This is a genomic window from Myxococcus vastator (assembly GCF_010894475.1).
Lineage (GTDB): Bacteria > Myxococcota > Myxococcia > Myxococcales > Myxococcaceae > Myxococcus > Myxococcus vastator.
In genome coordinates this window covers 1-25386 of sequence record NZ_JAAIYB010000062.1, presented here as the reverse complement: position 1 = coordinate 25386, position 25386 = coordinate 1, and the positions used below count along the sequence as shown (strand labels likewise).

At 71.0% G+C, this 25386-nt stretch carries 23 protein-coding genes; 12 read left to right on the top strand and 11 right to left on the bottom strand.

Annotated elements, in window-relative coordinates; genetic code table 11:
- Positions 1–99: 99 nt before the first annotated feature.
- A complete protein-coding gene (locus G4D87_RS09155) occupies positions 100–1221 on the bottom strand; it encodes a hypothetical protein (protein WP_163780987.1) in 1122 nt (373 codons plus the stop codon).
- Positions 1222–1259: 38 nt separating this feature from the next.
- Between G4D87_RS09155 and G4D87_RS09150 the strand changes: the two genes are divergently transcribed.
- Entirely contained in the window at positions 1260–1796 is a 537-nt protein-coding gene (locus tag G4D87_RS09150; protein ID WP_205507490.1) for a hypothetical protein, read from the top strand.
- 25 nt (positions 1797–1821) lie between these two features.
- Here the strand turns inward: G4D87_RS09150 and G4D87_RS09145 are convergent, their stop codons facing one another.
- The gene (locus G4D87_RS09145) at positions 1822–2868 is read right to left on the bottom strand and encodes a TetR family transcriptional regulator (RefSeq protein WP_163780985.1); all 1047 of its coding nucleotides are present in this window, start codon (positions 2866–2868) and stop codon (positions 1822–1824) included.
- Between the two features lie 173 nt (positions 2869–3041).
- On the bottom strand, positions 3042–4451 hold the full coding sequence (locus G4D87_RS09140) for a sigma-54-dependent transcriptional regulator (protein WP_163780984.1): 1410 nt from the start codon (positions 4449–4451) through the stop codon (positions 3042–3044).
- 162 nt (positions 4452–4613) lie between these two features.
- Here G4D87_RS09140 and G4D87_RS09135 point away from each other — a divergent pair, with 162 nt between their 5' ends.
- The 3 genes from G4D87_RS09135 (at position 4614) to G4D87_RS09125 (ending at position 8179) form a co-directional block, all read left to right on the top strand.
- Positions 4614–5195 (top strand): NUDIX hydrolase, encoded by a 582-nt coding sequence (locus tag G4D87_RS09135; RefSeq protein WP_163780983.1) that lies wholly within the window; start codon positions 4614–4616, stop codon positions 5193–5195.
- A 230-nt stretch (positions 5196–5425) separates the two neighbouring features.
- Positions 5426–6169, top strand: coding sequence for an iron-containing redox enzyme family protein (locus tag G4D87_RS09130; RefSeq protein ID WP_163780982.1), 744 nt, complete (start codon positions 5426–5428; stop codon positions 6167–6169).
- 219 nt (positions 6170–6388) lie between these two features.
- Positions 6389–8179: a methyl-accepting chemotaxis protein gene (locus G4D87_RS09125; RefSeq protein ID WP_240358125.1), complete on the top strand. Its 1791-nt coding sequence runs from the start codon at positions 6389–6391 to the stop codon at positions 8177–8179.
- Here G4D87_RS09125 and G4D87_RS09120 read toward each other — a convergent pair.
- Positions 8163–9656, bottom strand: coding sequence for a sensor histidine kinase (locus tag G4D87_RS09120; RefSeq protein ID WP_163780980.1), 1494 nt, complete (start codon positions 9654–9656; stop codon positions 8163–8165). The genes G4D87_RS09125 and G4D87_RS09120 overlap by 17 nt on opposite strands.
- A gap of 309 nt (positions 9657–9965) precedes the next feature.
- On the opposite strand from G4D87_RS09120, the gene G4D87_RS09115 reads away from it, so the two are divergent.
- Complete coding sequence (locus tag G4D87_RS09115; protein ID WP_163780978.1) at positions 9966–10517, top strand: dihydrofolate reductase family protein; 552 nt, start codon at positions 9966–9968, stop codon at positions 10515–10517.
- A 153-nt stretch (positions 10518–10670) separates the two neighbouring features.
- On the opposite strand, the gene radA is transcribed toward G4D87_RS09115, so the two are convergent.
- Entirely contained in the window at positions 10671–12038 is a 1368-nt protein-coding gene (gene radA, locus G4D87_RS09110; protein WP_163780976.1) for a DNA repair protein RadA, read from the bottom strand.
- A gap of 182 nt (positions 12039–12220) precedes the next feature.
- On the opposite strand from radA, the gene G4D87_RS09105 reads away from it, so the two are divergent.
- From G4D87_RS09105 to G4D87_RS09080, 6 genes are all read left to right on the top strand, one after another.
- A complete protein-coding gene (locus tag G4D87_RS09105; protein WP_163780974.1) occupies positions 12221–12490 on the top strand; it encodes a GlsB/YeaQ/YmgE family stress response membrane protein in 270 nt (89 codons plus the stop codon).
- A 140-nt stretch (positions 12491–12630) separates the two neighbouring features.
- Positions 12631–13671: a biotin synthase BioB gene (gene bioB / locus G4D87_RS09100; RefSeq protein ID WP_163780972.1), complete on the top strand. Its 1041-nt coding sequence runs from the start codon at positions 12631–12633 to the stop codon at positions 13669–13671.
- Between the two features lie 7 nt (positions 13672–13678).
- Complete coding sequence (gene bioF, locus G4D87_RS09095; protein WP_163780970.1) at positions 13679–14854, top strand: 8-amino-7-oxononanoate synthase; 1176 nt, start codon at positions 13679–13681, stop codon at positions 14852–14854.
- Complete coding sequence (gene bioD, locus G4D87_RS09090; protein ID WP_163780968.1) at positions 14847–15530, top strand: dethiobiotin synthase; 684 nt, start codon at positions 14847–14849, stop codon at positions 15528–15530. Before bioF ends, bioD begins: the two co-directional genes overlap by 8 nt.
- A gap of 132 nt (positions 15531–15662) precedes the next feature.
- Positions 15663–15941, top strand: a complete 279-nt coding sequence (locus G4D87_RS09085) for a hypothetical protein (RefSeq protein WP_013935584.1) — start codon at positions 15663–15665, stop codon at positions 15939–15941.
- Positions 15938–17104, top strand: coding sequence for a pyridoxal phosphate-dependent aminotransferase (locus tag G4D87_RS09080; RefSeq protein ID WP_163780966.1), 1167 nt, complete (start codon positions 15938–15940; stop codon positions 17102–17104). The genes G4D87_RS09085 and G4D87_RS09080 overlap by 4 nt, the downstream gene beginning before the upstream one ends.
- 12 nt (positions 17105–17116) lie before the next feature.
- Here the strand turns inward: G4D87_RS09080 and G4D87_RS09075 are convergent, their stop codons facing one another.
- The 3 genes from G4D87_RS09075 to G4D87_RS09065 form a co-directional block, all read right to left on the bottom strand.
- Positions 17117–18547 (bottom strand): ABC transporter substrate-binding protein, encoded by a 1431-nt coding sequence (locus tag G4D87_RS09075; RefSeq protein WP_163780965.1) that lies wholly within the window; start codon positions 18545–18547, stop codon positions 17117–17119.
- Positions 18547–19365 carry a tetratricopeptide repeat protein gene (locus tag G4D87_RS09070; RefSeq protein ID WP_163780963.1) on the bottom strand — a complete coding sequence of 273 codons (819 nt, stop codon included), beginning with the start codon at positions 19363–19365 and terminating at the stop codon, positions 18547–18549. The genes G4D87_RS09075 and G4D87_RS09070 overlap by 1 nt, the downstream gene beginning before the upstream one ends.
- Positions 19366–19508: 143 nt before the next feature.
- A complete protein-coding gene (locus G4D87_RS09065) occupies positions 19509–21302 on the bottom strand; it encodes a phosphoenolpyruvate carboxykinase (GTP) (RefSeq protein WP_163780961.1) in 1794 nt (597 codons plus the stop codon).
- Positions 21303–21512: 210 nt separating this feature from the next.
- Here G4D87_RS09065 and G4D87_RS09060 point away from each other — a divergent pair, with 210 nt between their 5' ends.
- A complete protein-coding gene (locus tag G4D87_RS09060) occupies positions 21513–23375 on the top strand; it encodes an SLC13 family permease (RefSeq protein WP_163780959.1) in 1863 nt (620 codons plus the stop codon).
- Between the two features lie 4 nt (positions 23376–23379).
- On the opposite strand, the gene G4D87_RS09055 is transcribed toward G4D87_RS09060, so the two are convergent.
- The 3 genes from G4D87_RS09055 to G4D87_RS09045 all read right to left on the bottom strand — a co-directional run.
- Positions 23380–24003, bottom strand: coding sequence for a MiaE family protein (locus tag G4D87_RS09055; protein ID WP_163780957.1), 624 nt, complete (start codon positions 24001–24003; stop codon positions 23380–23382).
- Between the two features lie 28 nt (positions 24004–24031).
- A complete protein-coding gene (locus tag G4D87_RS09050; protein ID WP_163780955.1) occupies positions 24032–24868 on the bottom strand; it encodes a GNAT family N-acetyltransferase in 837 nt (278 codons plus the stop codon).
- 40 nt (positions 24869–24908) lie between these two features.
- Positions 24909–25386, bottom strand: a 478-nt coding sequence (locus G4D87_RS09045; RefSeq protein ID WP_163780952.1) for an AgmX/PglI C-terminal domain-containing protein, incomplete at its 5' end; no start/stop codon positions are given.

Genomic DNA, 25386 nt, shown 5'->3' with positions numbered 1-25386 from the left:
GTGCTGGGCCGGGCCCGGGAGCACGCCCTGTCCCAGGGGCACCCGGGGCTCGCCGAGGAAATCGACGAGCGCATCGCCGACCTGGCGTAGGCCGCGCCCTCAGTAGCGCCAGGTGAAGCCGGTGCTGAAGACCTGGCGCGTGTAGGTGAGCGCGTTGCGGGGCAACCGGGTGCTCCAGATGCCCCAGGACACCTCCACGTCCAGCGACTCCGTCAGCGGCCGGGCCAGCTTCACCGAGAGCGAGTTCTGCCCCTCGTCCTCTTCCACCAGGATGATTTCCGGGGAGAGGTAGATGCCGTCCGGATACTGGATGACCCCCAGCGAGCCCTGCGCCAGCAGGGTCACCCGCCAGGGCAGCCGGACGCCGGCGTTGGCCGACACCCGGTGCCGTCGGATGGTCTCTCCGTAGCTGTTGGAGGAGACCTCCTGGAAGGCGTACGTCAGCCCCAGGGCCAGCGGGCCCCGGTAGGTGTACGACGCCCCCGCCGTCAGGGCCCCGTCCTGACGCCGGCCGGGGAGGAGCCCCGAGCCGCCCCCCATCCCCGGCGGGCGTGCCCGGGGCTGCGTGCCGAAGCGCCGGGCGTTCCAGTCGCCGAAGACGGACAGGTTGTGCCGGCGGTCGAAGCGGTAGCGGCCCAGCACCCCCACCTCGGGGCCTCCGAAGTTGGCGGTGGGGTCCGGCCGGTACACGAAGCGCCGGGCGCCTGCCCGCACTCGCAGCGCCAGCCTCACGTCCGGTGCGTACTCCAGGAAGGCCGTGGCCCCCAGGTCCGAGTACGAGCGAGAGCCGCCGCGCCGGTCCTTCGCATGGCCCTCCAGGCCGATTCCCAGCGCCGTGCCCACGGCGTGTGAAGCCTCCACCGCGCCCGACTGCACCAGCGTGTTCTCGTCCTGGTAGAGGACGTACAGGCGCGTGCCCAGCTCGTAGCGGCCCACCAGCTGGGCGCGCTCGAAGGAGCCGCGGCCCTCGGCGGAGCCCAGCAGGCTGAAGGCGAAGTCCCGCTCCGGGCTGGCGGTGAACGCGTCGGAGAAGTCCCGAGGCGCGTTGGTGTCCAGCAGCAGGCGGCCGGTGCCCCTCAGTGCGCCTTCCCACTCCGCCGCGGGCGCACCGCCGGCGGCGAGCATGGCGAGGACGAGCAGGAGCGGCGCGAAGGAGCGGACCACGGCGCGCGCACCATACCCCGTCGCAGAGGGCAGGGGCGGCCATCCGGGCGCTCCCACCGGTGACGCCGCCCCCGGCGGCCCGTTACATTGGGCCCATGCGCCTTGTGTCCTTTCTCGCGGTGGCCTGGCTGGGCCTGTCCGCCTGCGCCTCCTCCTCCTTCACCACGGAGGTGAAGGGGGAGTCGACCGTGCCCGCGGGCACGTCTGGCGTCGACACGCCCCTCAACGGCCTCCCCGCCATCAGCAGCTTCGCGGGGATGGACTTCGACAAGAACCAGGACTTCAAGAACCAGGGGATTCGCAAGAGCGAGGTGACGTCCGTCAAGGTGGAGTCCCTCACGCTCAAGGTCCTCAACCCCAATGACCAGGACCTCCGCTTCCTGGACTCCGTGGAGTTCTATGCCCGCGCGGGAGACCGGGAGGCGCGCATCGCGGCGCGCCAGGACGTGTCCGCGCTGGATTTGAGGCCGCCCAACCCCGTGCTGTCGCTGCGCGTGGACAACGTGGAGCTGCAGCCCTTCGTCTCCGCGCCGTCCATGAGCATCATCATCCGCGGCCGCGGCATCATGCCGGCGCGCGAGGTGCGGCTGCAGGCGGTGGTGAAGCTCCAGGTGGAGACCGGGCTCTTGTAGTCCGGTGCGGGGGGCACGTCGTCCCTCAGGGGACGCCCAGCTCCTGCGCGCGCCGCTCCAGCTTCGTGGCGCGGCCCTCCAGCTCCCCGGCCAGCGTCTCCAGCCGCGCGGCCTCGGCCTCCAGCGCCGCCAGGTCCACGGGGCCACCCGCCGCCAGGTCCTGGGCGCGCTGCGTTTCGACCTGGGGCCGCCGGTCCGTGGCCCGGGCCGACAGCGGCGTCAGGACGGGGGGGCGGTTCGGGTCGACGCCTTCATCGGGGCGTCCGCCCAAGGTGGGCGGCGGCGCATCGTCGCTGCCCTCCTGGAAGGCCGGCCCACCGGGGCTGGGCTCGGAGCGCTCCACCTGGAGGCTCCGGTCGCTGCCCATGCGCAGCCGCAGCCGCCGGTCCTGGTCGTCGAACATGGACTCCTCGCCGAGGAAGTCGTTCATGCGGCGGTCCAGGTCGCGCTCCTCACGCACCTCGGTGATGCGGCCGCGCAACGCCTTCAGCCGCTCGCGCACCTTGTCCCGGGTGTCGCGGAGCGTGTCCGCCTGGGCCAGCAGGTCCTCGGGGTCATCACCGCCCGCGGTGGCCCTGTCCAGCGAGGGCACCTGGGACGCGGGCAGGGCGGCGCGGATGGCTTCCCGCTCGGCGCGAACCGCGCGCACCGCCTCCAACAGCTTCTCCCGCTGCCCCCGGTCCGCCGTGCCTTCCCACGCCGCGAGCAGCCGCGTCAGCTCGTCCGACAGCGCCGTGTGCAGGGCCAGGTGCGCGCGCTCCGCCTCGCCCTCCGCCGCGACGACGGCCTGCGCCAGTCCGGTGAGCTGGCCGCTCAGCTCCTGCGAGCGCCGCAGCGCGTCCTCCAGCTCCGTCCCCGCCATCAGCCGGCCCTGACGCCGCGCCTTCAGCGTTTCGATGCGCGCCGCCAGCCCGTTGAGCTCGTCGCGTAGGGTCTGCTGCTGACCTCGCAGGGAGCGAGTCTCCGCGCGGGCCGACTGGGCCCGCCCCCGCATCGCTTCCAGCCCGGACGCGGCCTGACCGGGCATGGCCAGCAGCAGGCTCAGCAGGAGGGCGAGGGAGCGGAGATTCATCAGCGACTGCCCCAGAGCAAGGTGAGTGCCAGCCTACTTGCCCATCCCCGGGGTTCACGGCCACTCGGCGCCCAACAATTCCGGACACCTGGCGCATCCAGGGGGACAGGGGCGGAGGTGGGATACCGGTGAAAAGTCATGGGGGACGGGGGCGGATGACAGATTTTCGAGGATCAGCGCTCCTCGGGCGGCGTTCCCTTGGGGAGGAAGCCGTACTTCTCCAGCTTGTAGTACAGCGCGGACGTCTTGATACCTAGCAGACGGGCCGTCTCCGTCTTCACGCCGCTGGCCTTCTCATAGGCCCGGGCGATGAGCTGGCGCTCCAGGTCTTCCAGGATGTCGGGCAGGGGGCGGTCGCCCTGGAGCACGGGCAGGCCCGCCTCGACGCGCGGGGCGCCGCTGGCGGTGAGGTGTGAGGGCAGGTCCAGGTCGGTGAGCTGCTCGCCTTCGGCGAAGACGAGCGCCTGTTCGATGACGTTCTCCAGCTCGCGCACGTTGCCGGGCCACGCGTGGCGGGCCAGGGCACGCAGCGCGCTGTCGTCCAGGCCCATGACACGCCGGTTCACGCGCATGGCGTGCTTGGCCACGAAGTGGCGGGCCAGCAGGGAGACGTCCTCGGGCCGCTCGCGCAGGGGCGGCAGCACCACCGGAACGATGTGCAGGCGGTAGTAGAGGTCCTCGCGGAAGCGTCCGGCCTTCACCTCGGCCTGGAGGTCCCGGTGGGTGGCGCTCACCACGCGCACGTCCACCTTGAACGTGTCCTCTCCGCCGACGCGCTGGATTTCCTTCTCCTGGAGCACGCGCAGGAGCTTCGTCTGCACGGAGGCGGGAATCTCGCCCACCTCGTCCAGGAACAGCGTGCCGCCGTCGGCCAGCTCGAAGCGCCCCAGCTTGCGCTTCACCGCGCCGGTGAAGGCGCCGCGCTCGTGGCCGAACAGCTCGCTCTCCAGCAGCGACTCCGCCAGCGCCGCGCAGTGCACGACGATGAAGGGGCCGTCGCGGCGCGGGGAGCGCTGGTGGAGCATCCGCGCCACCAGCTCCTTGCCGGTGCCGCTCTCTCCGCGCACCAGCACCGTGGCGTCGCTCTGCGCCACCTTGAGCACCTGGGACACCAGCCGCTGCATGGGCTCGCTGTCACCCACCAGGCTGCCGTGCGTGAGGGCCGCGTCCGTGTCGTGCGCGGCGGTGCGCGCCGTCAGCCGCTCCACCTGCTTGCGCGTGGACGCCAGCTCCAGCCCCTTGTCCACCTTGGCGCGCAGCACCTCGGGCGGGAAGGGCTTGGTGATGAAGTCGTAGGCGCCTTGCTGCATCGCCTGCACCGCGGTCTCGATGGTGCCGAAGGCCGTCACCACCATGACGACGGCGCCGGCATCCAGCGCCTTGAGGGAGCGGGTCACCTCGATGCCGTCCATGCCGTCCATCTTCAAATCAGTGACGACCAGGTCGAACGGCGCCTTGCGGTAGGTGGCCAGTCCGTCCTGGCCACTGCGCACCGCGGACACGGTGTGGCCCGCCCGGGTGAGGGTGACCGCCATCCCTTCACGCAGCGTGTCGTGGTCGTCGATGACGAGGATGCGCGCCATGGCGTGAGTCGATTCTCCCTGCAACCCGAGGCCGGCCGCCTCCTGGAGCCGCCGCATGAGAGCACATCCGGACCGGCTCGCTCCACCGGCTCAGCGGGTTGTCACACGGCGCGGGCGCGCGAAGGTGCTGGCGTCGTCTGGCCGGGAGCAGTACGGGGAGGCATGGACTCCGAGGTCTCTTCCGCCACGTCCCTCCTGGCCCTGCTCGAGCGCCACGTCCCCGAGGACGTGAAGGAGCGCGACGACCTGGAGCGCATGCGCCACTTCGCCCGTTCGCTGGCGCGGCCCTTCTCCCGGGAGCAACTGGAGGCCCACTTCACGGGCAGCGCGGTGGTGGTGGACCCAGCGGGCGCGCGCGTCGTCCTGCTGCACCACCGCAAGCTCCTCCGCTGGCTGCAGCCCGGAGGACACGCGGATGTCACGGACGCGGGCCTCATGGAGGCCACGGCGCTGCGTGAAGCCCGTGAGGAGACGGGCTGTCGCGTGTCCCTGCATCCCGCCGCGCCGCGGCCGCTGGACGTGGACATCCACACCATCCCCGCGCGCCGCGACGAGGCGGAGCACCACCACCTGGACGTGCGCTTCCTCGTGGTGGCGGAGAACCCCGACGCCCTGGCGCATGACCCGGCGGAGTCCTTCGGCGTGCGGTGGCTCACCTGGGACGAAGCCATGACGCATGCGGACGAAGCGCCCCTGCGCCGCATGCTGGAGAAGGCCCGGCGCGTGGTGGCCTCCGCGCCCTGAAGTACTCGAAAGCGGAAGCGCGCCCGGCCTCGCGGTCAGGGGCACTGTGGCTTCGCGGACCGCGCGCTCGCGCCCGCACCCGGATTTGAAACAAAATACGGGAAACACGGCCTGACTGCCTTTGGGCCGATGGTGCCGCTGGAAAGCGATTGCAACGATGCCGTCCTGCTTGGGCGGGTGAGGGAGGCCATGCCGGCCTGTCACCTGTCGGGAAGCCAGGAGCCGTGCCCATGTCGTCCCCCGCGCCGCACCGTTACAGCCCCCCTGTGCTCACGCCCACCGCGCACCCGCGCTGGCTGGAAGCGATGCTGGAGTCCCTGCGCGACGAGTGGAGCGCGGCCTGCTGGCCTCCGTTGTTTCGCGCGACGGCCGACGGCCAGCGCCCGCCGCTGCGTCACTGGCGGCGGGTGCTGTCCCACTTCTTCCTCATCGTCGAGTCCTTCCCCAAGTACATGGGCCTGTCGCTGGCGAAGACGACGTATGGCCAGCGGCCCGGCGACGCGAGCGCCCGCCGCTGGCTGCTGCAGAACCTGGGCGTGGAGGCGAAGCACGCCGAGTGGTTCATCGACTGGATGCGCGGCATTGGCCTGGCGCCGGAAGACGTCTTCACCCAGCGCCCCCTGCCGGAGGTGCGGGCGCTGCACGAGTACCTGCTCGACACCTGCGCGCACGGGACGCTGGCCGAAGGCGTGGCCGCGTCCAACTGGGCGGTGGAGGGCATCACTGGCGTGTGGACGCGCGAGGTGGTGGAGCCCTTCCGCGCCTATGCCGAGGACGGCGCGCGCATCGACGCGCATTCGATGATGTGGCTCAAGGTGCACGCGCGTTATGACGACCAGCACCCGGAGGAGGCGCTGGAAATCATCAAGCTGTCCACCGACGTGGGCGCCGGTGAGGCCTTCCGCGTCCAGGCCGCCGCCAGGAAGTCGCTGCGGATGTATGCCGCCGCGCTTCACGCGTGCTGCGACGACTGAGTCGCGCGACACCCGTGCACAGTCCGCCGGTGTGCCTCCCGCGCACCTCGAGGCCCGGCGTGTGCGTGCGGGCCTCGCGCTTCCCTCGCTCTGTCCGGAAGGCGGCAGCTTCCGGATGACCCGCCTGTCCGCTTCACGCGGAGAGTGCCGTACTTGCGGGTGAGGACCTCCGGCGCCGCCCTCGCGGTGTGCGCCCATGGCCTCGGGGGGATGTGCCACATGAATGCCGAAGACAAGGTCATCCAGGCGTACCGGGGACGTGCGCTCAAGGTGTTCATGTCGTGGGTGCTGCCGGTGGCACCCATCGCCGCGTATCTCAATGGCATGGCCATGGGCGTGGCGGGCGAGTCGGGGCTGATTGCGGTGGCGTGGGTGCTGCCGCCCATCATCGTGGGCTTGGGCATCGCCTATCCCGCGCTGGTGCTGCACGTGCTGGTGGACGGCGCGCTGCGGGAGCGGCGGGAGGACACGCCCGGCGCGCGGCTGGAGCGAATCCTGCGTCTGCCGTGGCGCGCCGCGGTCGCTTCCTCGTGGGGCGCGTGGACGCTGGGGGGCCTCTGGTTCAGCCTCCACGTGTGCCTGCTGTGGAAGAAGGACTTGTCCCTGGTCGTGGTGGGCACGCTCATCGGCATCTGCTTTGGCGTGGTGCTGGGCTTTCCCATTGGCGTCACGCTGGAGCGGCTGTTGTTGCCGGTGGCGCTGGAGGAGCAGCGAAAGGACCCGACGCTCGCCATCAAGGGCGGCGGCGTCTTCTGGCCACGGCAGGCCTGGTTCATGCCCGTCACCTTCATCGGCTCCAGCGTCTGCGCGCTGGTGCTGAGCGGGTGCGTGGTGCTGGTGAAGCTGCAAGGCGTCCGGGACGAGCTGCACCGGGCGCTGGTGGCGGAGGGCGCGCACGGCTCGGCGGAGACGCTGATGGGCATGGGCGGCCTGCTGGCGGCGGAGCTGGCCTTCGGGTTGGCCTGGGTGGGGGGCTTGCTGGCGATTCCCGCCGTCACCACCTGGATGCTGGCGCGCCGCCAGGCGCACGCGGCGGGCACGGTGGGCGTGGCCATCGAGGCACTGTCCGCCGGACGCGTCGTCTCGCCCGCCTGGGTGTCCACGGATGAGATGGGGGACTTGTCGGCTGGCATGAACGCGGTGCTCATCCGCCTGAGGCAACTGCCCCTGTCGCTCAATGCCTCCGCCACGCGGCTGAGCGGCGCGGGGCGCCACCTGCGGGACTCGCAGGATGAACACCAGCAGAGCCTGGTCCGTCAGGCGTCCGCGCTGCACGAGGCGCAGATGACGTCGGAGGAAATCAGACGCACGTCGCTGATGGCTGTCGAGCGGGCGGAGGAGGTGCTCCAGGTGGCCCGCCGCTCGGAGGCCCTGGGACAGCAGGGCGAGGCCGCCGTGGAGCGGAGCCTCAACGGCCTGACGGACATCCGCCGCGTGGTGGACGGCATCCAGGAGCGGCTGATTCGGCTGGCCCAGAGCACCACGCAGATTGGCGAAATCACCGAGTCGGTGAAGGACCTGGCGGACCAGTCCCACCTCCTGGCCATCAACGCCGCCATCGAAGCGGCGCGCTCGGGCGAGCAGGGGCGGGGCTTCGCGGTGGTGGCCCGCGAGATTCGCGGGCTGTCGGACCAGTCCATCCAGGCCACGCGGCGCATCCGCGGCATCCTCCAGGACATCAGCACCGGCATCCGCGACGCGGCCAAAATGGGGGAGGCCGGCGTGCAGACCATCGGCACGGGCCTGGACCAGATGCGGGCGTCGGGGGACTCGCTGCGGGAGCTGTCCCGCATCGCCCAGGAGAACTCCACCGCGGCCCGGCAGATTGCCGCCGCGGTGACGCAGCAGGATGCCGGCTTCACGCAAATCTTCGACGCCATCGCGGACCTGTCGCAGCTCATGGACGCCACGCTGAAGCGGCTGGAGTCCACGCAGGAGGCCACCGACACGCTGGGCGTCGTCTCGGACGAGGTGGCGCGGATGGCGCGGCAGTTCAACGCGGCGGGTTGACGGAGGCGCCGAGGCCCGGCGTCCCGCCCAGCGGCAGCGTGAGGATGAAGCGCGTGTCTCCAGGCGCGGAGTCCAGCCGCAGCGCGCCGCCGTGCGCGAGCGCGATTTTGCGCGCCAGTGGCAGGCCCAGGCCGGTGCCCTTCTCGCGCGTGGTGAAGAAGGGCTCGAAGATGCGCTCGCGCTCCGCGCCGGGCACGCCGGGGCCCGTGTCGCGGACCTGGATGGTGTAGTGGCCGTCGTTGGACGCGCCGGACACCTGCACGCGTCCGCCCGGAGGCGAGGCCTGCACCGCGTTCTTCACCAGGTTGACCAGCGCCGCGGTGAGCAGGCTGCCGTCGGCTTCCAGCATCGCGGGCGCGGCGTCGATGTCCACCGCGACGTCGCGGGCGGTGGCCTCGGCGGCCATCAGCTCGCAGGCGACGGAGAGCAGGGACGGCGCCTCCACGGGCGCGCGGGCCAGGGGCTGTTCGCGGGCGAAGGCGAGGAAGTCCTCGACGATGCGCTGGAGGTAGGCGACCTCGCGTTGGATGCGGTCCACGTGCGCGCCCGCGTCGGCGTGGGCGCCGGCCTGGAGGTCCTCCTTCAAGATTCCGGAGAAGAGGGCGATACCGCCAATGGGGTTGCGCACCTCGTGGGCCACGCCCGCGAGCATCATCTTCAGCTGTCGGTCCCGGCTCTCCAGGGCGCCTCGCATGTCCTCCAGCTCGCGCGCGAGGACGCCGATTTCCAGCGTGGGCTCCGGTGGCACCGGGGTCGTCAGGTCGCCCCGGCCGATGCGCAGCGCGGACGCCATCAGCCGGCGCAGCGGTCGAGCGAGTCCGCGCGCCGTCACCACCGCGATGACGGCGAGCACGGCCAGCACCACCGCGCCCATGACGGCGTAGGTCCGTGACAGTTGCTGCAGGGGGCCGAAGAAGGCGGCGCTGCCTTCCACGCCCACGGCGCCCACCACGCGGCCCTCGTACAGGATGGGCGCATACCCCGTCTTGTAGAGCCGCCCGTCCGAGCCGGTGAAGAGCACCTGGCTGGCGGCGCGCTCCCCGGCGAAGACGCGGGTGAGCTCCAGCCTGTCACGCGCCAGCTCCGGCATCTCCGCGCCCACCGGCAGCCCGCCCCCGACGTCCACGCGCATCCGGCCCTGCGTGTCCACTGCGTAGACGCGGCGCACGCCGCTGGCCTGCGCGATGTTCTCGAAGGTGCGGACGAAGTTGCGCCACGTGCGGGTGGTCGCCACGTCGTCGCCGGGCTCGATGGTCAGCAGCCGCTCGCCATGGACCTGGGTGGCGGTGGCGGCGGCGATGCCGCTGAGGCTGGTGCCCAGCTCCTCTTCCAGGATGACGCGCGCGAGCTGGTAGACGGCGGTGCCCGCCACCGCGACGAAGAGCAGGGTGGGCACGAGGAACGCCACCAGCAGCCGCGCGGAGAGCGAGCCCAGCGCGTCACGCCATCGTGAAGTGTGTGCGGCACCGTGGGACATGTCCGGGGCGGGACTCTAATCGAGCCGCGTCTCCCTCGCGGGGATGGTGCTTTCGCTTCGCTGCCTGCTCGGATGGGGGTTGCCGGAGCCGACGCCATGGGCGTAGGTTGTCCGTGGCGCCTCACGGCGCTGTCCCATGACCTCCGCTCGCTAACCCAGGCTCCCGTGACTGCCCTTGCCGCTCCGGCCGATGTGCCGTGGCGTTGACGTGGGCTGTTGTCCGGTTGCGTGGGTCCCCGCTGTGTCTCCCAGTCGTCTCCCTGAACCCGAATGACCGGCGCCTTTGCGCGCGCGGCATGGAGAACACGTATGCGAAAGCTCAAGTACCACGTTGCCACCAGCGTCGACGGTTTCATCGCCCACGAGGACGATACGTATGGCGCCTTCATGCAGGACCGCCTCATCCAGGACAGCGAGCACGTCGCGGACTACGTCGCGTCGCTGGCGACCTATGCGACGGCGCTCATGGGCCGGCGCACCTACGAGGTCGGCCTCAAGGTGGGGGTGACGGACCCGTACCCGAAGATGGACACCTACGTCTTCAGCCGCACGATGAAGGAGCGCCCGGACCCGCGCGTGACGCTGGTGTCGGACGACGCGGTGGGCGAGGTCCGGCGCCTGAAGTCGCGGGAGGGCGGTGACATCTACCTGGCCGGCGGTGGCGCGTTCGCCGGCTTGCTGCTCGCCGAGGGGCTGGTCGACGAGGTCCTGCTCAAGGTGAACCCGCTGATACTCGGCTCGGGCATCCTCCTGACGTCCTCGCTGCGGCAGGTGGTGGACCTGGAGCTGAAGTCCACCAAGGTCTACGCCAACGGCGTCGTGCTGCTGCGCTACGCCGTGATGCCCCGGTTGCCGGCTTAGCTCGGGGCAGCGCGGGAGGGAGCGTGTCCGTGTGGCTTGGACGCGCTCCCTCGCGCGGGTGGCGCGTCTGGCGTTACTGGAGGAAGGCGTCCTTCACCGCGTCCCAGCGGTACGTGCCCGACGCGGAGCGCTGCTGAATCTTCGCGGCGCTGCTCAATCAAACATCGCGACCAGCGCCTCGCCGAGCGTCTCCACGCCGACCACCTTCATCTTCGGGCCCGCGTCCTCCAGCCGCCGCGCGCTGCCGGCGGGCATCACCACGCGCTGGAAGCCCATCTTCGCGGCCTCCGCCAGCCGGGGCTCCACCTGGCCCACCGCGCGCACCTCTCCCGCGAGGCCCACTTCACCGAGCACCAGCGTCTTCGGATCCAACGGCCGGTTCTGGAGGCTGCTCACCAGCGCCGCGCACACGGCGAGGTCACACGCGGGCTCCGTGAGCTGCATGCCGCCCGCCACGTTGACGAACAAGTCACAGCCCACCAGCGGAATCTCTTCCTTCTTCTCCAGCACCGCCGCCAGCAGCGCCACGCGGTTGCCGTCCACGCCAATCGCCGTGCGCCGCGCGGTGCCGTAGCCCGTGGGCGCCACCAGCGCCTGCACCTCCACCAGCAGCGGGCGCGTGCCATTCAGGGTGCTCGTCACCACGCTGCCGGACTTGCCCACCGGCCGCTCCGACAGGAAGAGGGCGGACGGGTCCGGCACCTCCACCAGCCCCGCGCCCTTCATCTCGAAGACGCCAATCTCGTTCGTGGAGCCGAAGCGGTTCTTGTGCGCGCGCAGGATTCGGAACGGGTGGCCGCGCTCGCCCTCGAAGTAGAGGACCGTGTCCACCATGTGCTCCAGCACGCGCGGTCCCGCGATGGAGCCTTCCTTCGTCACGTGGCCCACCAGGAACGTGGGCACGCCGGTGCGCTTCGCGTAGGCCATCAGCCGGCCCGCCACCTCGCGCACCTGGGTGATGCTGCCGGGCGCGTTGCCCAGCTCCGGCAGGTACATGGTCTGGATGGAGTCCACCACCAGCGCCTGGGGCTTCAACGCCTCCGTCGCCGTCAGCACCCGCTCCGCGTCCGTCTCCGCGAACAGGTGGATGGCATCCCCCTCCACCCGGAGCCGCTCGGCGCGCATCTTCGTCTGCCGCAGGCTCTCTTCACCGGAGACGTAGAGCACCGGTCCGTGTCGCGCCAGCCGGTCCAACGCCGCCAGCAGCAGCGTGGACTTGCCGATGCCCGGGTCGCCACCCAGCAGCACGATGGAGCCACTCACCACGCCGCCGCCCAGCACGCGGTCGAACTCGGCGATGCCCGTGCGCCGGCGCGTCTCCGTCTCGCCGCTCACTTCCTTGAGCAACATGGGCCGCGCCGCGCCGCCCGAGGCGCCCCAGGCCGGACGTCGTTCATCCGCCTTCGGGTCCGTCTCCTCCAGCAGGGAGCTCCACGCGCCGCAGTCCGGACACTTCCCCAGCCACTTCGCCGCTTTGTAGCCACACGCCTGACAGGTGTAGTGCGTCTTCGCCTTCGCCATGGGTTGGGTGAATAGCGCGGAACCCTGACGTTTTTGCGGCCTTACAGGCAGGCACGACCGCAGAGCAGGCAGGCACCATGTCAAGCCCCTCGCGGCAAGTTGTACGAAGGGGAGGGGCAACCCAGGTTTGCTCCCAGGTGGGCGTCGCACCCTGCGTCGCTAAACAAGCAAGGGAGGTAGTCATGGGGATTATCGCGTTTCTGGTCATTGGTCTTCTCGCGGGTCTGATTGCCCGCGCGCTCATGCCGGGCAACCAGTCGATGGGGCTCCTCGCCACCACGCTGCTGGGTATCGCCGGCTCCTTCGTGGGCGGGTTCGTCGCGTCGCTCTTCCGCAGTGACGGCAACGTCTTCGACCTGCACCCGACGGGCCTCCTGTTCTCCGTCCTGGGCGCACTCCTGGTGCTGTTCCTGGTGGGCCTGGCCGGCAGGGGGCGCCGCGTCCACGTCTAGCGCCGCGCGTCCGCTGACGCGCTGAGCCCCTCCCGAGGGGCGCTGGACCCTGGAAAGTCGTCAACCTGGCTGCTCGCGGGCGTTGACAACTTTCCGGGGTCCACGCACGTTCGGGCCCTCATCTGTCCGTAGAGGAGCCCATGCCCGACACCGCCACTGTCCCCCGCGAGAGCGGGTTTTCCGGTCACGCCCACGTCGCCGCGCCACCTCCGTCCGGCGTGGACGTGCGCCACGACTGGTCGCTGTCCGAGGTGCGGGCCCTCTACGAGCTCCCCCTGCTGGACCTGGTGCACCAGGCCCAGACGGTCCACCGGGCGGTGTTCGTGGACAACAAGGTCCAGCTCTGTTCACTGCTGTCCATCAAGACGGGAGGCTGCCCGGAGGACTGCTCGTACTGTCCGCAGGCGGCTCGCTACAAGACGGGCGTCAAGGCGGAGAAGCTGATGGCCGTGCCGGACGTGCTGGATGCCGCGTCCAAGGCCCGCGCCGCCGGAGCCACGCGCTTCTGCATGGGCGCCGCGTGGCGCGAGGTGAAGGACGGTCCTCAGTTCGACAGCGTGCTGGAGATGGTGCGCGGCGTGCGCGCGCTGGGCATGGAGGCGTGCGCCACCCTGGGCATGCTCTCCGAGAGCCAGGCGAAGCGCCTGCGCGAGGCCGGCCTGTCCGCGTACAACCACAACCTGGACACGTCGCCCGAGCACTACGGCGACATCATCTCCACCCGCACCTATGAAGACCGCCTGCGCACGCTCAACCGCGTGCGCGACGCCGGCATCTCCGTGTGCTGCGGCGGCATCATCGGCATGGGCGAGTCGGTGGACGACCGCTGCAACCTGCTGCGCACCCTGGCCAACCAGGAGCACCACCCGGAGTCGGTGCCCATCAACGCGCTGGTGGCCGTGGAGGGCACGCCGCTGGAGGAGCAGCAGCGCGTGGAGACGGTGGACATGGTGCGCACCATCGCCACCGCGCGCATCCTGATGCCCCAGTCCATGGTGCGCCTGTCCGCGGGCCGGCAGCAGATGAACGAGGAGGCGCAGCTCTTGTGCATGATGGCGGGCGCCAACTCGCTCTTCTTCGGCGAGAAGCTGCTCACCACCGGCAACCCCGAGTACACCCAGGACATGGCCCTGCTGGAGAAGGCGGGCATCCGCCCCCTGGAGCCGCGTCAGGAAGGCTGAGCCCACCGTGAGTGATGAAGCCGTCGCGGCGGCGTGGGCCCGGGAGGACCTGGAGGCCCTGTCCGAGCGCGGCCTGCGCCGGTACCTGGAGCCCCTGGATTCTCCCCAGGGGCCCGTGGTGCGCGTGGGGGGCGAGACGCTCGTCAACTTCTCGTCCAATGACTACCTGGGGCTGGCCGCGTCGCCCACCGTGCGCGCCGCGGCCCTGGCCGCCGTGGAGCGCTACGGCGTGGGCACCGGCGCCAGCCGGCTGGTGGTGGGGGACACCACCGCGCATCACCGGCTGGAGACGCGGCTGGCCGCCTTCGAGCGCGCCGAGGCCGTGCGCCTGTTCAACAGCGGCTACGCGGCCAACACCGGCATCATCCCCGCGCTGGTGGGGCCCGAGGACGCCGTCTTCTCCGACGCCCTCAACCACGCCTCGCTCGTGGATGGCTGCCGCCTGTCACGCGCCCGTGTCCACGTCTATCCGCACGCGGACGTGGAGGCGCTGACGCGCGCCCTGGCGGAGACGCCCGCGCGCCGCAAGCTGGTGGTGACGGACACCGTCTTCTCCATGGACGGGGACGTGGCACCGCTGCGCGACCTCGTCGCCGCGTGCCGGGCCCACGGGGCCGCGCTGATGGTGGACGAAGCGCACGCCACCGGCGTGCTGGGCGCCCGCGGCGCCGGCCTCTGCGACGAGCTGGGGTTGGAGCACGAGGTGGACCTGCGCATGGGCACGCTGAGCAAGGCGCTGGGGGGCATGGGCGCGTACGTGGCCACCTCGCGCGCGGTGGCGGACCTGCTGGTGTCCCGCGCGCGGCCCTTCGTCTTCTCCACCGCGCTGCCCGCGCACCTGTGCGCCGCCGCCGAGGCCGCCGTGGACGCCGTGGAGGGCGACCCGGACCTGCGCGAGCGGCTGTGGCGCAACATCCGCCGCTTCGCGGACGGCCTGCGCGGCCTGGGCGTGCGCGCCGAGCCTCGCAGCGCCGTGTTCCCCATCATCCTCGGCGAGCCCGAGCGGGCCCTGGACGCCGCGCGCCGCCTGCGCGAGGCCGGCGTGCTGGTGAAGGCCATCCGCCCGCCCACCGTCCCCGAGGGCACCAGCCGCCTGCGCTTCTGCCTGTCCGCTGCCCACACCGTGGGCCACGTGGACCTGGCGCTGGAGGCGCTGCGCACCGTGGGAGTCCGTCGTGGCTGAGCGTGGCAAGCCGTTCCAGATTTTCGTGACGGGCACGGACACCGGCGTGGGGAAGACGCAGGCGTCTTGCGCGCTCCTGTCGCTGCTGGCGGACGCGGGGCTGCGGCCCCAGGGCTTCAAGCCCTACGAGAGCGGTTGCGCGTCCCTGCGCGCGCCCGCGGATGCGCTCGCCCTGCGCGCGGCGGCGGGCAGCTCGCTGCGCGTGGACGAGGTGTGTCCCCACCGCTTCCGCCTGCCCGTGGCGCCGGGCGTGGCCGCCAGCCGCCTGGGACGCGAGCCCGACTGGGACGTCACGCTGGCCGCGTGGCGGCGGCTGCGCGGGGGCAACGCCGTGGTGGAAGGGGCAGGGGGCCTGTTCGTGCCGCTGGACTCGAAGCACGACATCATCGACCTCATCGCGACGTTGCGACTGCCCGTGCTGCTGGTGGCGCGCGCGGGCCTGGGCACGCTCAACCACACCGCCTTGTCACTCCAGGCGCTGGCCGCGCGCCGCATCCCCGTGCGAGCCGTGCTGCTGTCGCGCGGGACGTCCGCGAAGGATGTTTCGGAGCGCGACAACCGGCGGCTCCTGGAGGCGCGCCACGGTGTCCCGGTGCTGGGACCGGTGCCCTTTCTTCCCGACGCGCGGCGCCGCCATGCCGCGTTCCGCCGCGCGCTCCGGCCGCTGCTGCCCTGAACGCGCGGAGGCCGGAAAATCGGCCTCCGGCGCGTTTCCGTTCCAGGGCCAGTGCTACAGGTCGCGCAAGTTTTCGGGACATGCGGCCGTGAAATGGACGTGCCGTTTTTTCCGCGCGAGAACGCCTCACGAATGGCGGACATCATCGATCTCACGTTCCTCGCGGACGTCCGGCGGCTCTACAAGAAGCTCATCGACCAGAGGGGGCTCTCTTACTTCCTGCAAAAGGAAGGGCCTCGGCTCTTTCACATCGAGCCCTCCAAGGTCGAGCTCGTGCTCCGGACCGCGCTGCGCGCGCGCGACCCTCAACTTCCCCGGCCTCACGACAAGGCCATCGAGCACTGCCGCAAGGAGGTTCGCCGCGACCTGATTCGTCGTGTCGCGAACGCCATGCTGCAAACGGGCCTGTGAGCCGCTTCTCCGCGCGGACGGACTTCGCACGGACCCTCAACCCGTTGGCGCTGGCGCTCGAAAGGCACCGCGCCAGCGGCCGCCCCCTCCTGGACCTGACGGAATCCAACCCCACGCGGGTGGGGTTGCCCCTGCCGGACGCGGCGCTCCTGGCCCCCGAGGACGCCTTCACCTACGAGCCCGAGTCCCGGGGGCTCGCCTCCGCGCGACACGCGCTGGTGGCGGACTTCGCGGCCCGAGGCGCCCCCGTCTCCGAAGCGCACCTGCTGCTGACCTCCAGCACCAGTGAAGCCTACGGCTGGCTCTTCAAGCTCCTGTGCGAGCCAGGGGACAACGTCCTCGTCCCGGCCCCGTGCTACCCCCTGTTCGAGCACCTCGCGCGTCTGGAGGGCGTCCAGACGCGCTCCTACGCCTTGCCCCGCGCGCATGGCTTCGGCCTGGACGCGGGGCGGGTGGCGGAGGCGTGCGACGCGCGCACCCGCGCGGTGCTGGTGGTGAACCCCGGCAACCCCACCGGCCACTTCCTGCACGAAGGCGAGCTGGCGGCGCTGGCGGACGTGTGCGCGCGCCGCCGACTGGCGCTCGTCTGCGATGAGGTCTTCGCGCCCTTCGCCTGGGCCCCGGCGCCCGGACGCGTGGCCACCGTGGCGGGGCGCGCGCTGCCGATGCTGACCTTCGCGCTGGGCGGCCTCTCCAAGTCCGCGGGGCTGCCCGGCCTCAAGCTGGCGTGGACGCACGTGGGCGGGCCCGCGGCCCTCCGTGACGAGGCGCTGGCCCGGCTGGACTGGGTGGGGGACACGTACCTGCCCGTGGGCACGCCCGTGCAGCGGGCCCTGCCGGCGCTCCTGGCCCACGCGCCGCGCTTCCAGGCGGCGGTGCTGGAGCGGGTGAGGGGCAACCGCCAGCGCCTGCTCGGGGCCCGGGCTCGCGACGCCAGCTGGGACGTGGTGCCGGCGGAGGGCGGGTGGAGCGCGGTGGCGCGGATTCCCAGGGCGCCCGGCGAGGAGGCCACCTGCCTGGCCCTGCTGGACGCGGGCGTGCGGGTGCAGCCGGGCTACTTCTACGACTTCGGCGGCGGCGCCTTCCTCGTGCTGTCGCTGCTGCCCCAGCCCGAGGAGTTCGCCGCCGCCGTCGAGGTGCTCGCGCGGACGCTGGGGCCCTGAGGCCCCTTCACCTCAGTCCACGGGCGGGGCGATGAGCTGCACCGTGATGAACTCGCCGTCCTCCACGCGGAACAGCTCGTACTCGGACGGCGCCTCGCCGTCGGCGTTGAAGTCGAGGTTGCCGCTGGCGCCCGTCACGTTGATGACCGTGCCGTTGCGGATGGCCGCCCGGGCCCCCGCGAAGCCCTCCGTGCCCAGGTTGAACGCCTGGACGGACGCGCCCTCGGGCGGCGTCACCAGCACCAGGCCGTCCGCGATGCGCGTGCCGGTGATGGGCAGCGGGGTGTTGACATCGGGGCCCGCGGCGTACGCGGCGCCGAGCGCCACCAGGTACATGGCGTCATACGCGTGCGCGGTGAAGGAGTACTGGCCCGGGTCCGTCTGGTTGTTGGCGGAGCGGAAGCGCTGCGCGAACAACTGGTAGACGAGGTCCGGACGGGCCTGCGCGGGTGACGTGCCGTAGGCGCCCTCCACCAGGTTCGTGTTGGCGCCCAGCGCGGTGAAGAGGCCGCGGTCCTTGCCGGCGTCGGTGAAGAACCACCGCTGGCTGGTCCGGCCCGCGGTGGCCGTCTGGTTGATGATGCGCGCGTTGTCCTCGGAGAAGCCGATGAGGACCTCGACATCCGGCTGGTCGGTGGTGATGTGCTGCACCACGCTGCTGATGTCGGTGCCGTTGCGGCTGTACTGGGCGGACGTCACGGTCCGCTGGGTGGCGTCGATGCGGCCCAGCGTCACGCCGAAGAGGCCCTGTCCGTAGGCGTCATTCACGTAGCTGATGCCGACCTTGGAGACGCTGTCGTAGAGCGGGGCCCCGTTCACGAGGATGTCGCCCTGGAGCAGGTCGCCGATGATGCGCCCCTGCACCGCGTCGGACGGCGCCGTCCGCCACACCAGGCCCGCGCTGGTGCCAATCTTGTCGTTGATGGCGGCGATGTCGGGGCTGGTGCCGCTGTACGTAATCATCAGCACCCCGTTGGCCACGGTGTGCGTGGCGACGGCGAGCGCCTGGGCGCTGCTGGAGGTGAAGATCATCGGCACCTGGCGCTCGCGAATCAGCCACTGCGCCTGCTCGGCGGCGCGGTTCGGCTCCGAGCGCGTGTCGCAGATGTGGAGGACGAAGGGCCGGCCGTTGACGCCCTCGCGCTGGTTGATTTCGTCGAGCGCCAGCTTGATGGCGTTGAGCGCCTGGACCTCGGACTCGTCCGGGCCGTCGGAGGTGCTCAGCGGCACCGCGGCGCCCAGGGGAATGGCGTTGGCCGAGTTGGTCGGGCCGTAGACCTCTCCACAGCCCTCCGGCTGCGGCAGGCAGTAGCCGGCGTTGCACACCTGCGCGGTTTCACAGTCCGAGGACGTCTCACACTCGGTCAGGCCCCCGGCGGCGGTGAAGCTGCACCCGGCCATCAGCAGGGTGCTGCCCGTCATCATCAGTCTCAGCGCGCGCATCAGAAGCTCACCGCCATTCCTGCTCCGGCGCCCTGGGGCGCCATCGTGACTCGCACCTCCCCCGCGACGGGGGGGCCTTCCTTCGGGTAGAGGACGATGGCGGTGATGACCCCCGCCAGGCCCACGCCGAAGCCGATGTCCGCCAGCAGCGCGCGGCTGCGCGTCTTGTCGGCGAACTCCTCCTTGGACGGCACGTTGGTGGCGCTGTCGAACTGCTCGCGCGCGTCACGCGCCTGCATGCCGAAGAGCACGCCCGCGACGACGCCCGCCGCGCCCACGCCGGCCGAGGCGAAGGCGCCAATGCGCTGGCGCTTGTAGGACGTCAGCGCGCGCTGCAGCTCGGCCTCCTGCTGGCGCCGGTTCTCCTCCTCGGCGCGGCGGGCCGCGAGCTGCTCTTCTTCCGCCTGCCGGCGCGCGGCGTCCGCTTCGTCCTGGAGCCGCTGGCGCTCGGCGTTGGACGCGGCCGTGGCCTGGTCTTCCTTCTCGATGAGGACCCGCAGCCGGTCGATGCTGCGCGCGCTGCGCTTGAGCAGCGTGGAGTCCGTGCCGTCGGTGGCGCCCACGTACTGCTGGTACCAGCTCACCGCCTCGCGCAGGTCGCCCGCGTTCTCCAGGGAGATGGCGATGTTGTAGATGAGCCGCGGGTGGGGCTGAGCCTCATGCGCCTTCTTCAGCGCCTCCGCCGCCTCGCGGTACTTGCCTGCCTGGTACAGGCGCTCACCCTCCTTGATGAGGGCCGCTGCACTCTTCCCGCGCTGTGCGAACGCCACCGGAGGCGCCAGCGCGAGAATCACCGACAACACGAAAGCCAGTCTCATGACCTGAGAGCCTAGCGCGGAGCTCCGGGAAGGTCGAAGTGCTGACTTTTACTTCCTGTGAAAAACGCAAGGGCCGCCCCCGCGCTCCGTGCGAGCGGGAAGCGGCCCCAAGGTGTTTCAGGCTGCTACAGGCGGGCGGGGACTCAGTGGTCCAGGCGCGCCATCAGCAGCTTGCGCTGGAGCATCAGCGCGTCCGGCGCCTTGGTGCCGAGCTGCTCGAAGAAGACCTCCTGGCTCTTGAGCTCGGACTTCCACTCGTCCTCCTTGATGGACGTGACTTCCGTCACCACGTCGGAGGCCAGGTCCAGGCCCTTGAGGTTGAGGCCCTCGTCGGCGCGGGGCACCCAGCCCAGCAGCGTCTCCTGGGTGGGGACGCGGCCGTGGACGCGGTTCACGATCCACTCCAGCACGCGCATGTTCTCACCGAAGCCCGGCCACATGAACTTGCCGCTCTTGTCCTGGCGGAACCAGTTGACCTGGAAGATTTTGGGCAGCTGCGCGATGTGCTTCTGCATGTCCAGCCAGTGCTGGAGGTAGTCCCCCATGTGGTAGCCGCAGAAGGGCAGCATGGCCATGGGGTCGCGGCGCACGACGCCGACCTTGCCGGTGGCCGCGGCCGTCGTCTCGCTGCCCATGGTGGCGCCCAGGAACACGCCGTGGGTCCAGTTGAAGGCCTGGAGCACCAGCGGGACGGTGTTGGAGCGGCGGCCGCCGAAGATGAGCGCGGAGATGGGCACGCCCGTCGGGTCATTGGCCTTGGGGCTCAGCGCCGGGTTGTTGGACATGGGCGCGGTGAAGCGGCTGTTGGGGTGCGCCGCCTTCTCCGTGCTGCCCTTCTTCCAGGGGCGGCCCTGCCAGTCGGTGAGCTCGTCGGGGACCTCGCCGTCCTTGCCCTCCCACCACACGTCGCCGTCCGCCGTCATCGCCACGTTGGTGAAGATGGTGTCCTTGGCGATGGACTCCATCGCGTTGGGGTTCGTCTTGTAGTTGGTGCCGGGCACCACGCCGAAGTAGCCGGCCTCCGGGTTGATGGCGTACAGGCGGCCATCCGGGCCGGGGTGCATCCACGCGATGTCGTCGCCGACCGTCTCAATCTTCCAGCCCTTGTACTCAGGGGGCGGAATCATCATCGCGAAGTTCGTCTTGCCACACGCGGACGGGAAGGCGGCGGCGACGTAGGTCGTCTCACCCTTGGGGCTGGTGACGCCCAGGATGAGCATGTGCTCGGCCATCCAGCCTTCCTCGCGGCCCAGGTAGCTGCCGATGCGCAGCGCGAGGCACTTCTTGCCCAGCAGCACGTTGCCGCCGTAGCCGGAGCCGAAGCTCCAGATGGTGTTGTCCTGGGGGAAGTGGCAGATGTAGCGGCGGTCGGGGTCCACGTCGCCGGTGCTGTGCAGGCCGCGGTTGAAGTCGTCGCTGTCACCCAGCATGTCCAGCGCCTGCTTCCCCATGCGCGCCATGATGCGCATGTTCAGCACGACGTAGATGCTGTCGGTGAGCTCCACGCCCAGCTTGGTGAAGGGGCTGCCGATGGGGCCCATGGCGTAGGGCACCACGTACATGGTGCGGCCCTTCATGCACCCGGAGAACAGGTTGCCCAGCTTGGTGTAGGCCGCCTCGGGCTCCATCCAGTTGTTCGTCGGGCCGGCGTCCGTCTTGTTCGGCGTACAGATGAACGTGAGGTGCTCCACGCGCGCCACGTCGTTCGGGTTGGAGCGGTGGAGGTAGCTGTTGGGGCGCTTCTCCGGGTTCAGCGGGATGAGGATGCCCTCCTGCACCGCCTGGTCCGTCAGCCGCTTCTTCTCCGCCTCGGACCCGTCACACCAGACGATGCGGTCCGGCTGGGTCATCTCGGCCATCTTGGCCACCCAGGCGAGGAGCGTGGGGTTTTTCGTGGGGGCCTGCTGGCCCTCCGCCGCAACTTGCGTCGAAGCCATGGATTCGTCCTTGTGGTTCATGTCTGGAGACAGGCCCCAAACGTTCTGGAAGGGGGGCACAAAAGCAACCCGCGACCGTCTCCCCACCTTGGTACCGGACAGGCCGCTCCTAATTCCACTTATCAGCGCCCGGGCATCCAGAAGTAAACGGCGCACTGCGCCACGACACTCGCCATATCAGCGCGGCGAATACAGGTTGGGGCGGGCCTTATGACCATCGCCATCGTCCTGGGAGTCGTCGTCGTCGCGCTGGTGCTGTTCTCATTCGACACGCTTCCCATCGAGGTCAGCTCGCTCGTGGTGGTGTGCCTGCTGGCGCTCACGGGCGTGCTCTCGCCGGCGCAGGCGTTCGAGGGGTTCAGCAACGACACCGTCATCTTCATCTTCACGCTGCTCGCGATGACGCAGGGGCTCGCCTCGACGGGCGTGGTCCAGTTGGTGGGCCAACGGCTGGCCTTCTTCGCCCGCTTCGGCCATCAGACGTTCGTCATGGCGATGATGGTGGCGGTGGCCGTCTTCTCCTCCATCATTTCCAACACGGTGACGACGGCGGCCTTCCTGCCGGTGGCCATTGGCGCCGCCCAGCGCGCCAAGGTGCCCAAGAGCAAGGTGCTGCTGCCGCTGGCCTACGCCTCCATGCTGGGCGGCATGGTGTTCCTCTACGGCACCTCCACCAACCTGGTGATGTCCGCCGCGATGAAGCGGCAGGGCATGCCGGGCATCGGCGTGACGGAGCTGGCGCCGGTGGGGTTGCCGCTGGCCATCATCGGCATCCTCGGGGTGGTGCTGCTGGCGCCGTGGCTGCTGCCCGCGCGCGAGGGGCACGGCGCCATGGAGGACTGGACGCTGCGCGACTACCTCACGGAGGCGGTGCTGCCGCCGGACTCGCGCTACGTGGGCAAGGAGCTGGGGGACATCTCCGAGGGGCTGGGGCTGCGCGTCATCGGCATCATCCGCGACGGCGAGGCCCTGTCCGCGGTGCCGGGTTACCGGCTGCGCGGCGACGAGCGGCTGCTCATCGAGGGCAACCGCGAGACGATTCTGCGGGTGAAGGACCTGCGCGGCATCGAAATCCGCCCGGACGTGCGGCTGTCCGATGAGGAGCTGCGCGTGAAGGACACCCTCCTCATCGAGGCCAGCGTGCCGCCCGGCAGTCCGCTGGTGGGGCGCAGCCTGAAGGAGACGCTCTTCGTGGAGCGCTACGGCATGGTGGCGCTGGCCCTGCACCGCAAGCCCGCCATCCAGCGCGTCACCAAGCTCCAGCTCCTGGGCCGCACCTTCGGGGAGCGCTCGCTGTCCATGCTGCCGCTGTCGGTGGGAGACGTGCTGTTGCTGCGCGGCGCGCGAGACAGGGTGGACGAGCTGGCGCGCGGCGGCAACCTGACGGTGCTCAGCGGCCACGAGTACCAGCCCCCGCGCTACGGCAAGGCGCTGCTGGCGGTGGTGCTGTTCCTGGGCGCGCTGGCGGCGGGCTCGCTGGGCGTGGTGCCGCTGTCGGTGGCGGGCCTCACCGGCATGTTGCTGATGATTGCCACCGGCTGCGTGGACCCGCGCACCGCGTTCCGCGTGGACTGGCGCGTGGTGCTGCTCATCGGCTCCATGATGGCGCTGGGCCTGGCCATGGAGGTGAGCGGCGCGGGCGCGTTCGTGGGAGACCGGGTGGCGGCGCTGGGCGCGTATGGCGGCCCGCGCACGGTGATGGTGCTGCTGATGGTGCTGACCATCGTCCTGTCGGCGCCCATGAGCAACCAGGCCGCGGCGCTGGTGGTGCTGCCGGTGGCCATCAACGCCGCGCAGCAGCTCGGCGTGGACGCGCGGCCCTTCGCCATGGCGGTGACGCTGGCGGCCAGTTGTTCGTTCATCACCCCGCTGGAGCCCAGTTGCGTGCTCGTGTACGGCCCGGGGCACTACCGCTTCACGGACTTCTTCCGGCTGGGCACGCCGCTCACCGCGGGGCTGGTCCTCCTGCTCACGGTGGCCGTGCCCTGGGCGTGGCCGCTGGAGAAGGGCGCCTCGCCGACGCCAGCGGCGCCTCGTCCGGCCGTGGGCCTGCGGGCGCCCCCGGGGCCGTGACGGCTCAGTGGATGGCGGCGCGCAGGCCCACGTCGGTGATGACCTGGGCCTCGCGCTCCAGCATCCACTCCAGCCGCGCCTTCACGCTGGCCTCGTCGCCCTCCGCCGCGGTGACGGCCAGCCGGTAGAACAGCGACTGGTGGCCGTCCTCGGACTGGGCCAGCTCGCCGTAGAAGCGCGCCAGGGCCGGGTCGGTGAGGCCTTCGGCCAGCAGGGACAGGCGCTCGCAGGAGCGGGCTTCGATGACGGCGGCCACCAGCAGCCGGTCCATGCGGCGCTCGGCGGCGGGCGTGCGAATCAGCTTCTGCAGGCCCTGGGCGTAGGGGTCCCCCGCGTCCTTCGTCAGCGTGAGGCCGCGCGCCGCCATCAGGTCCAGCACGCGGGCCAGGTGGGCGCTCTCCTCGCGCGCCAGCCGCGCCATCTGCGAGGGCAGGCCCGGCAGGTCCGGGTAGGCCTGGAGCATGGAGAGGGCGTTGGCCGCGGCCTTCTTCTCGCAGTGGGCATGGTCCACCAGCACCTCGTCGAACCGCTCGAGCGCCAGGGGCAGCCAGCGCGCGTCGGTGGCGGCGTGGAGGATGACGGGGCCCTCTCCAGAGAGGGGACGGCGGGAAGGCGTGGGACGGCTCATGCGGGCGCGGACTGTACGCGGCCGGTGGCTACTCCACCAGGACGAGCCGCCACGTCCGTCCGGCCAGGTAGCCGACCTTGCGGGCGATGCGGGCGGTGCTCTCGTCCCGCTCGTCGATGCGCAGGGTCAGCCGCGGCAGCGAGGACAGCAGGTGGCGGGAAATCTGGCCCAGGCACAGCAGGGCGTGGCCCTTCTTTCGCTCGGAGGGCAGCGTGTAGAGGCCCTCCAGCTCCGCGCCGTACTGGGAGCGGCTGCCGATATCCACCTTGAACACCAGCGCGCCGTTCTCCTCCAGCACGTAGGTGCGGCGCTGGCGCATGCGCTGGATGACGCGGGCCTCGTAGCCGCGCGGGTCTTCGGCCAGCGGGTCTCGCTCGTGGACCTCGCGCACGTAGCCCTGTGCCAGCGGCAGCAGCCGGGGCAAGTCTTCTTCCTTCGCCAGCCGCAAGAGCGGGTTGGTGAAGGGGCCCAGGTCGTCCGCGGACACGCTGAACAGCCGCTGCGTGCGCGACAGGCGCGGCTTGCCCGGCGCCAGGCTGCGCAGCAGCGCGTCCACCGACGACTTGTCTCCCACCGTGGAGCGCAGCTTCAGGCGCGAGGCCAGCGCGTCCGCGATGACGCTGGTGGCGCCCGAGTCGCTCGCGCTGGGCACCACGAGTCCGCCGTCGCCGCCCACGAACACGGCGGCGGTGAGGACCTGGCTGTCGAAGCGTCCGTAGAAGGCGAAGGGCACCCTGCCACGGGGGGCGATGCCGAACTCCTCCAGCAACCCCAGCAGGTAGAGGTTGTGGACCGGGTCCTTCGACAGCAGCCCCCGAAGGGCTTCCGCGTCATGGGAACCAAGCTGTTCGACGGTCACGGGCATGAAGGGTCGGGGGCTCCGGCACCTTACGCAAAACCCGGCCCTACCGGCCAGTCTCCCCGGGGACGCGGAACTCGAAGGGGTAGACGACCGTCGCCTTTCCTCCGCCGAAGGGCGCCGGGAAGCGGACGTCCAGCAGCGAGTCCAGCGCGCACGCCTGCACGAAGGGGTCCGGAATGGTGCTGGACACCAGCTCGCCCGCGTTCATCACCCCGCCCTCGTCGCCCGTCTCCACGGTGAAGCGCAGTTTCACTGTCTGCGGGCCCCGGTTGCGTTGTGCCGCGTCCTCGAAACATTGCTGCACGAGCGGAGTCACCGCCTGGATGGCGGCGCGGATGTCGTCGGCGTGGATGCGGCCGGTGGTGGCTTCGACCACGGGCTCCACCTCCACCACGCGCCGCGGGTCCCCCGAGGCCGCGGGCGGCGCGGGCACCTCGCTCCGCGCGGACGGGAAACCGGGAGGTGGCAGCACCGGCGGTGGTGTGGCGCTGGGCGGGGACAGGCCGGGCGTGGGGGCGATG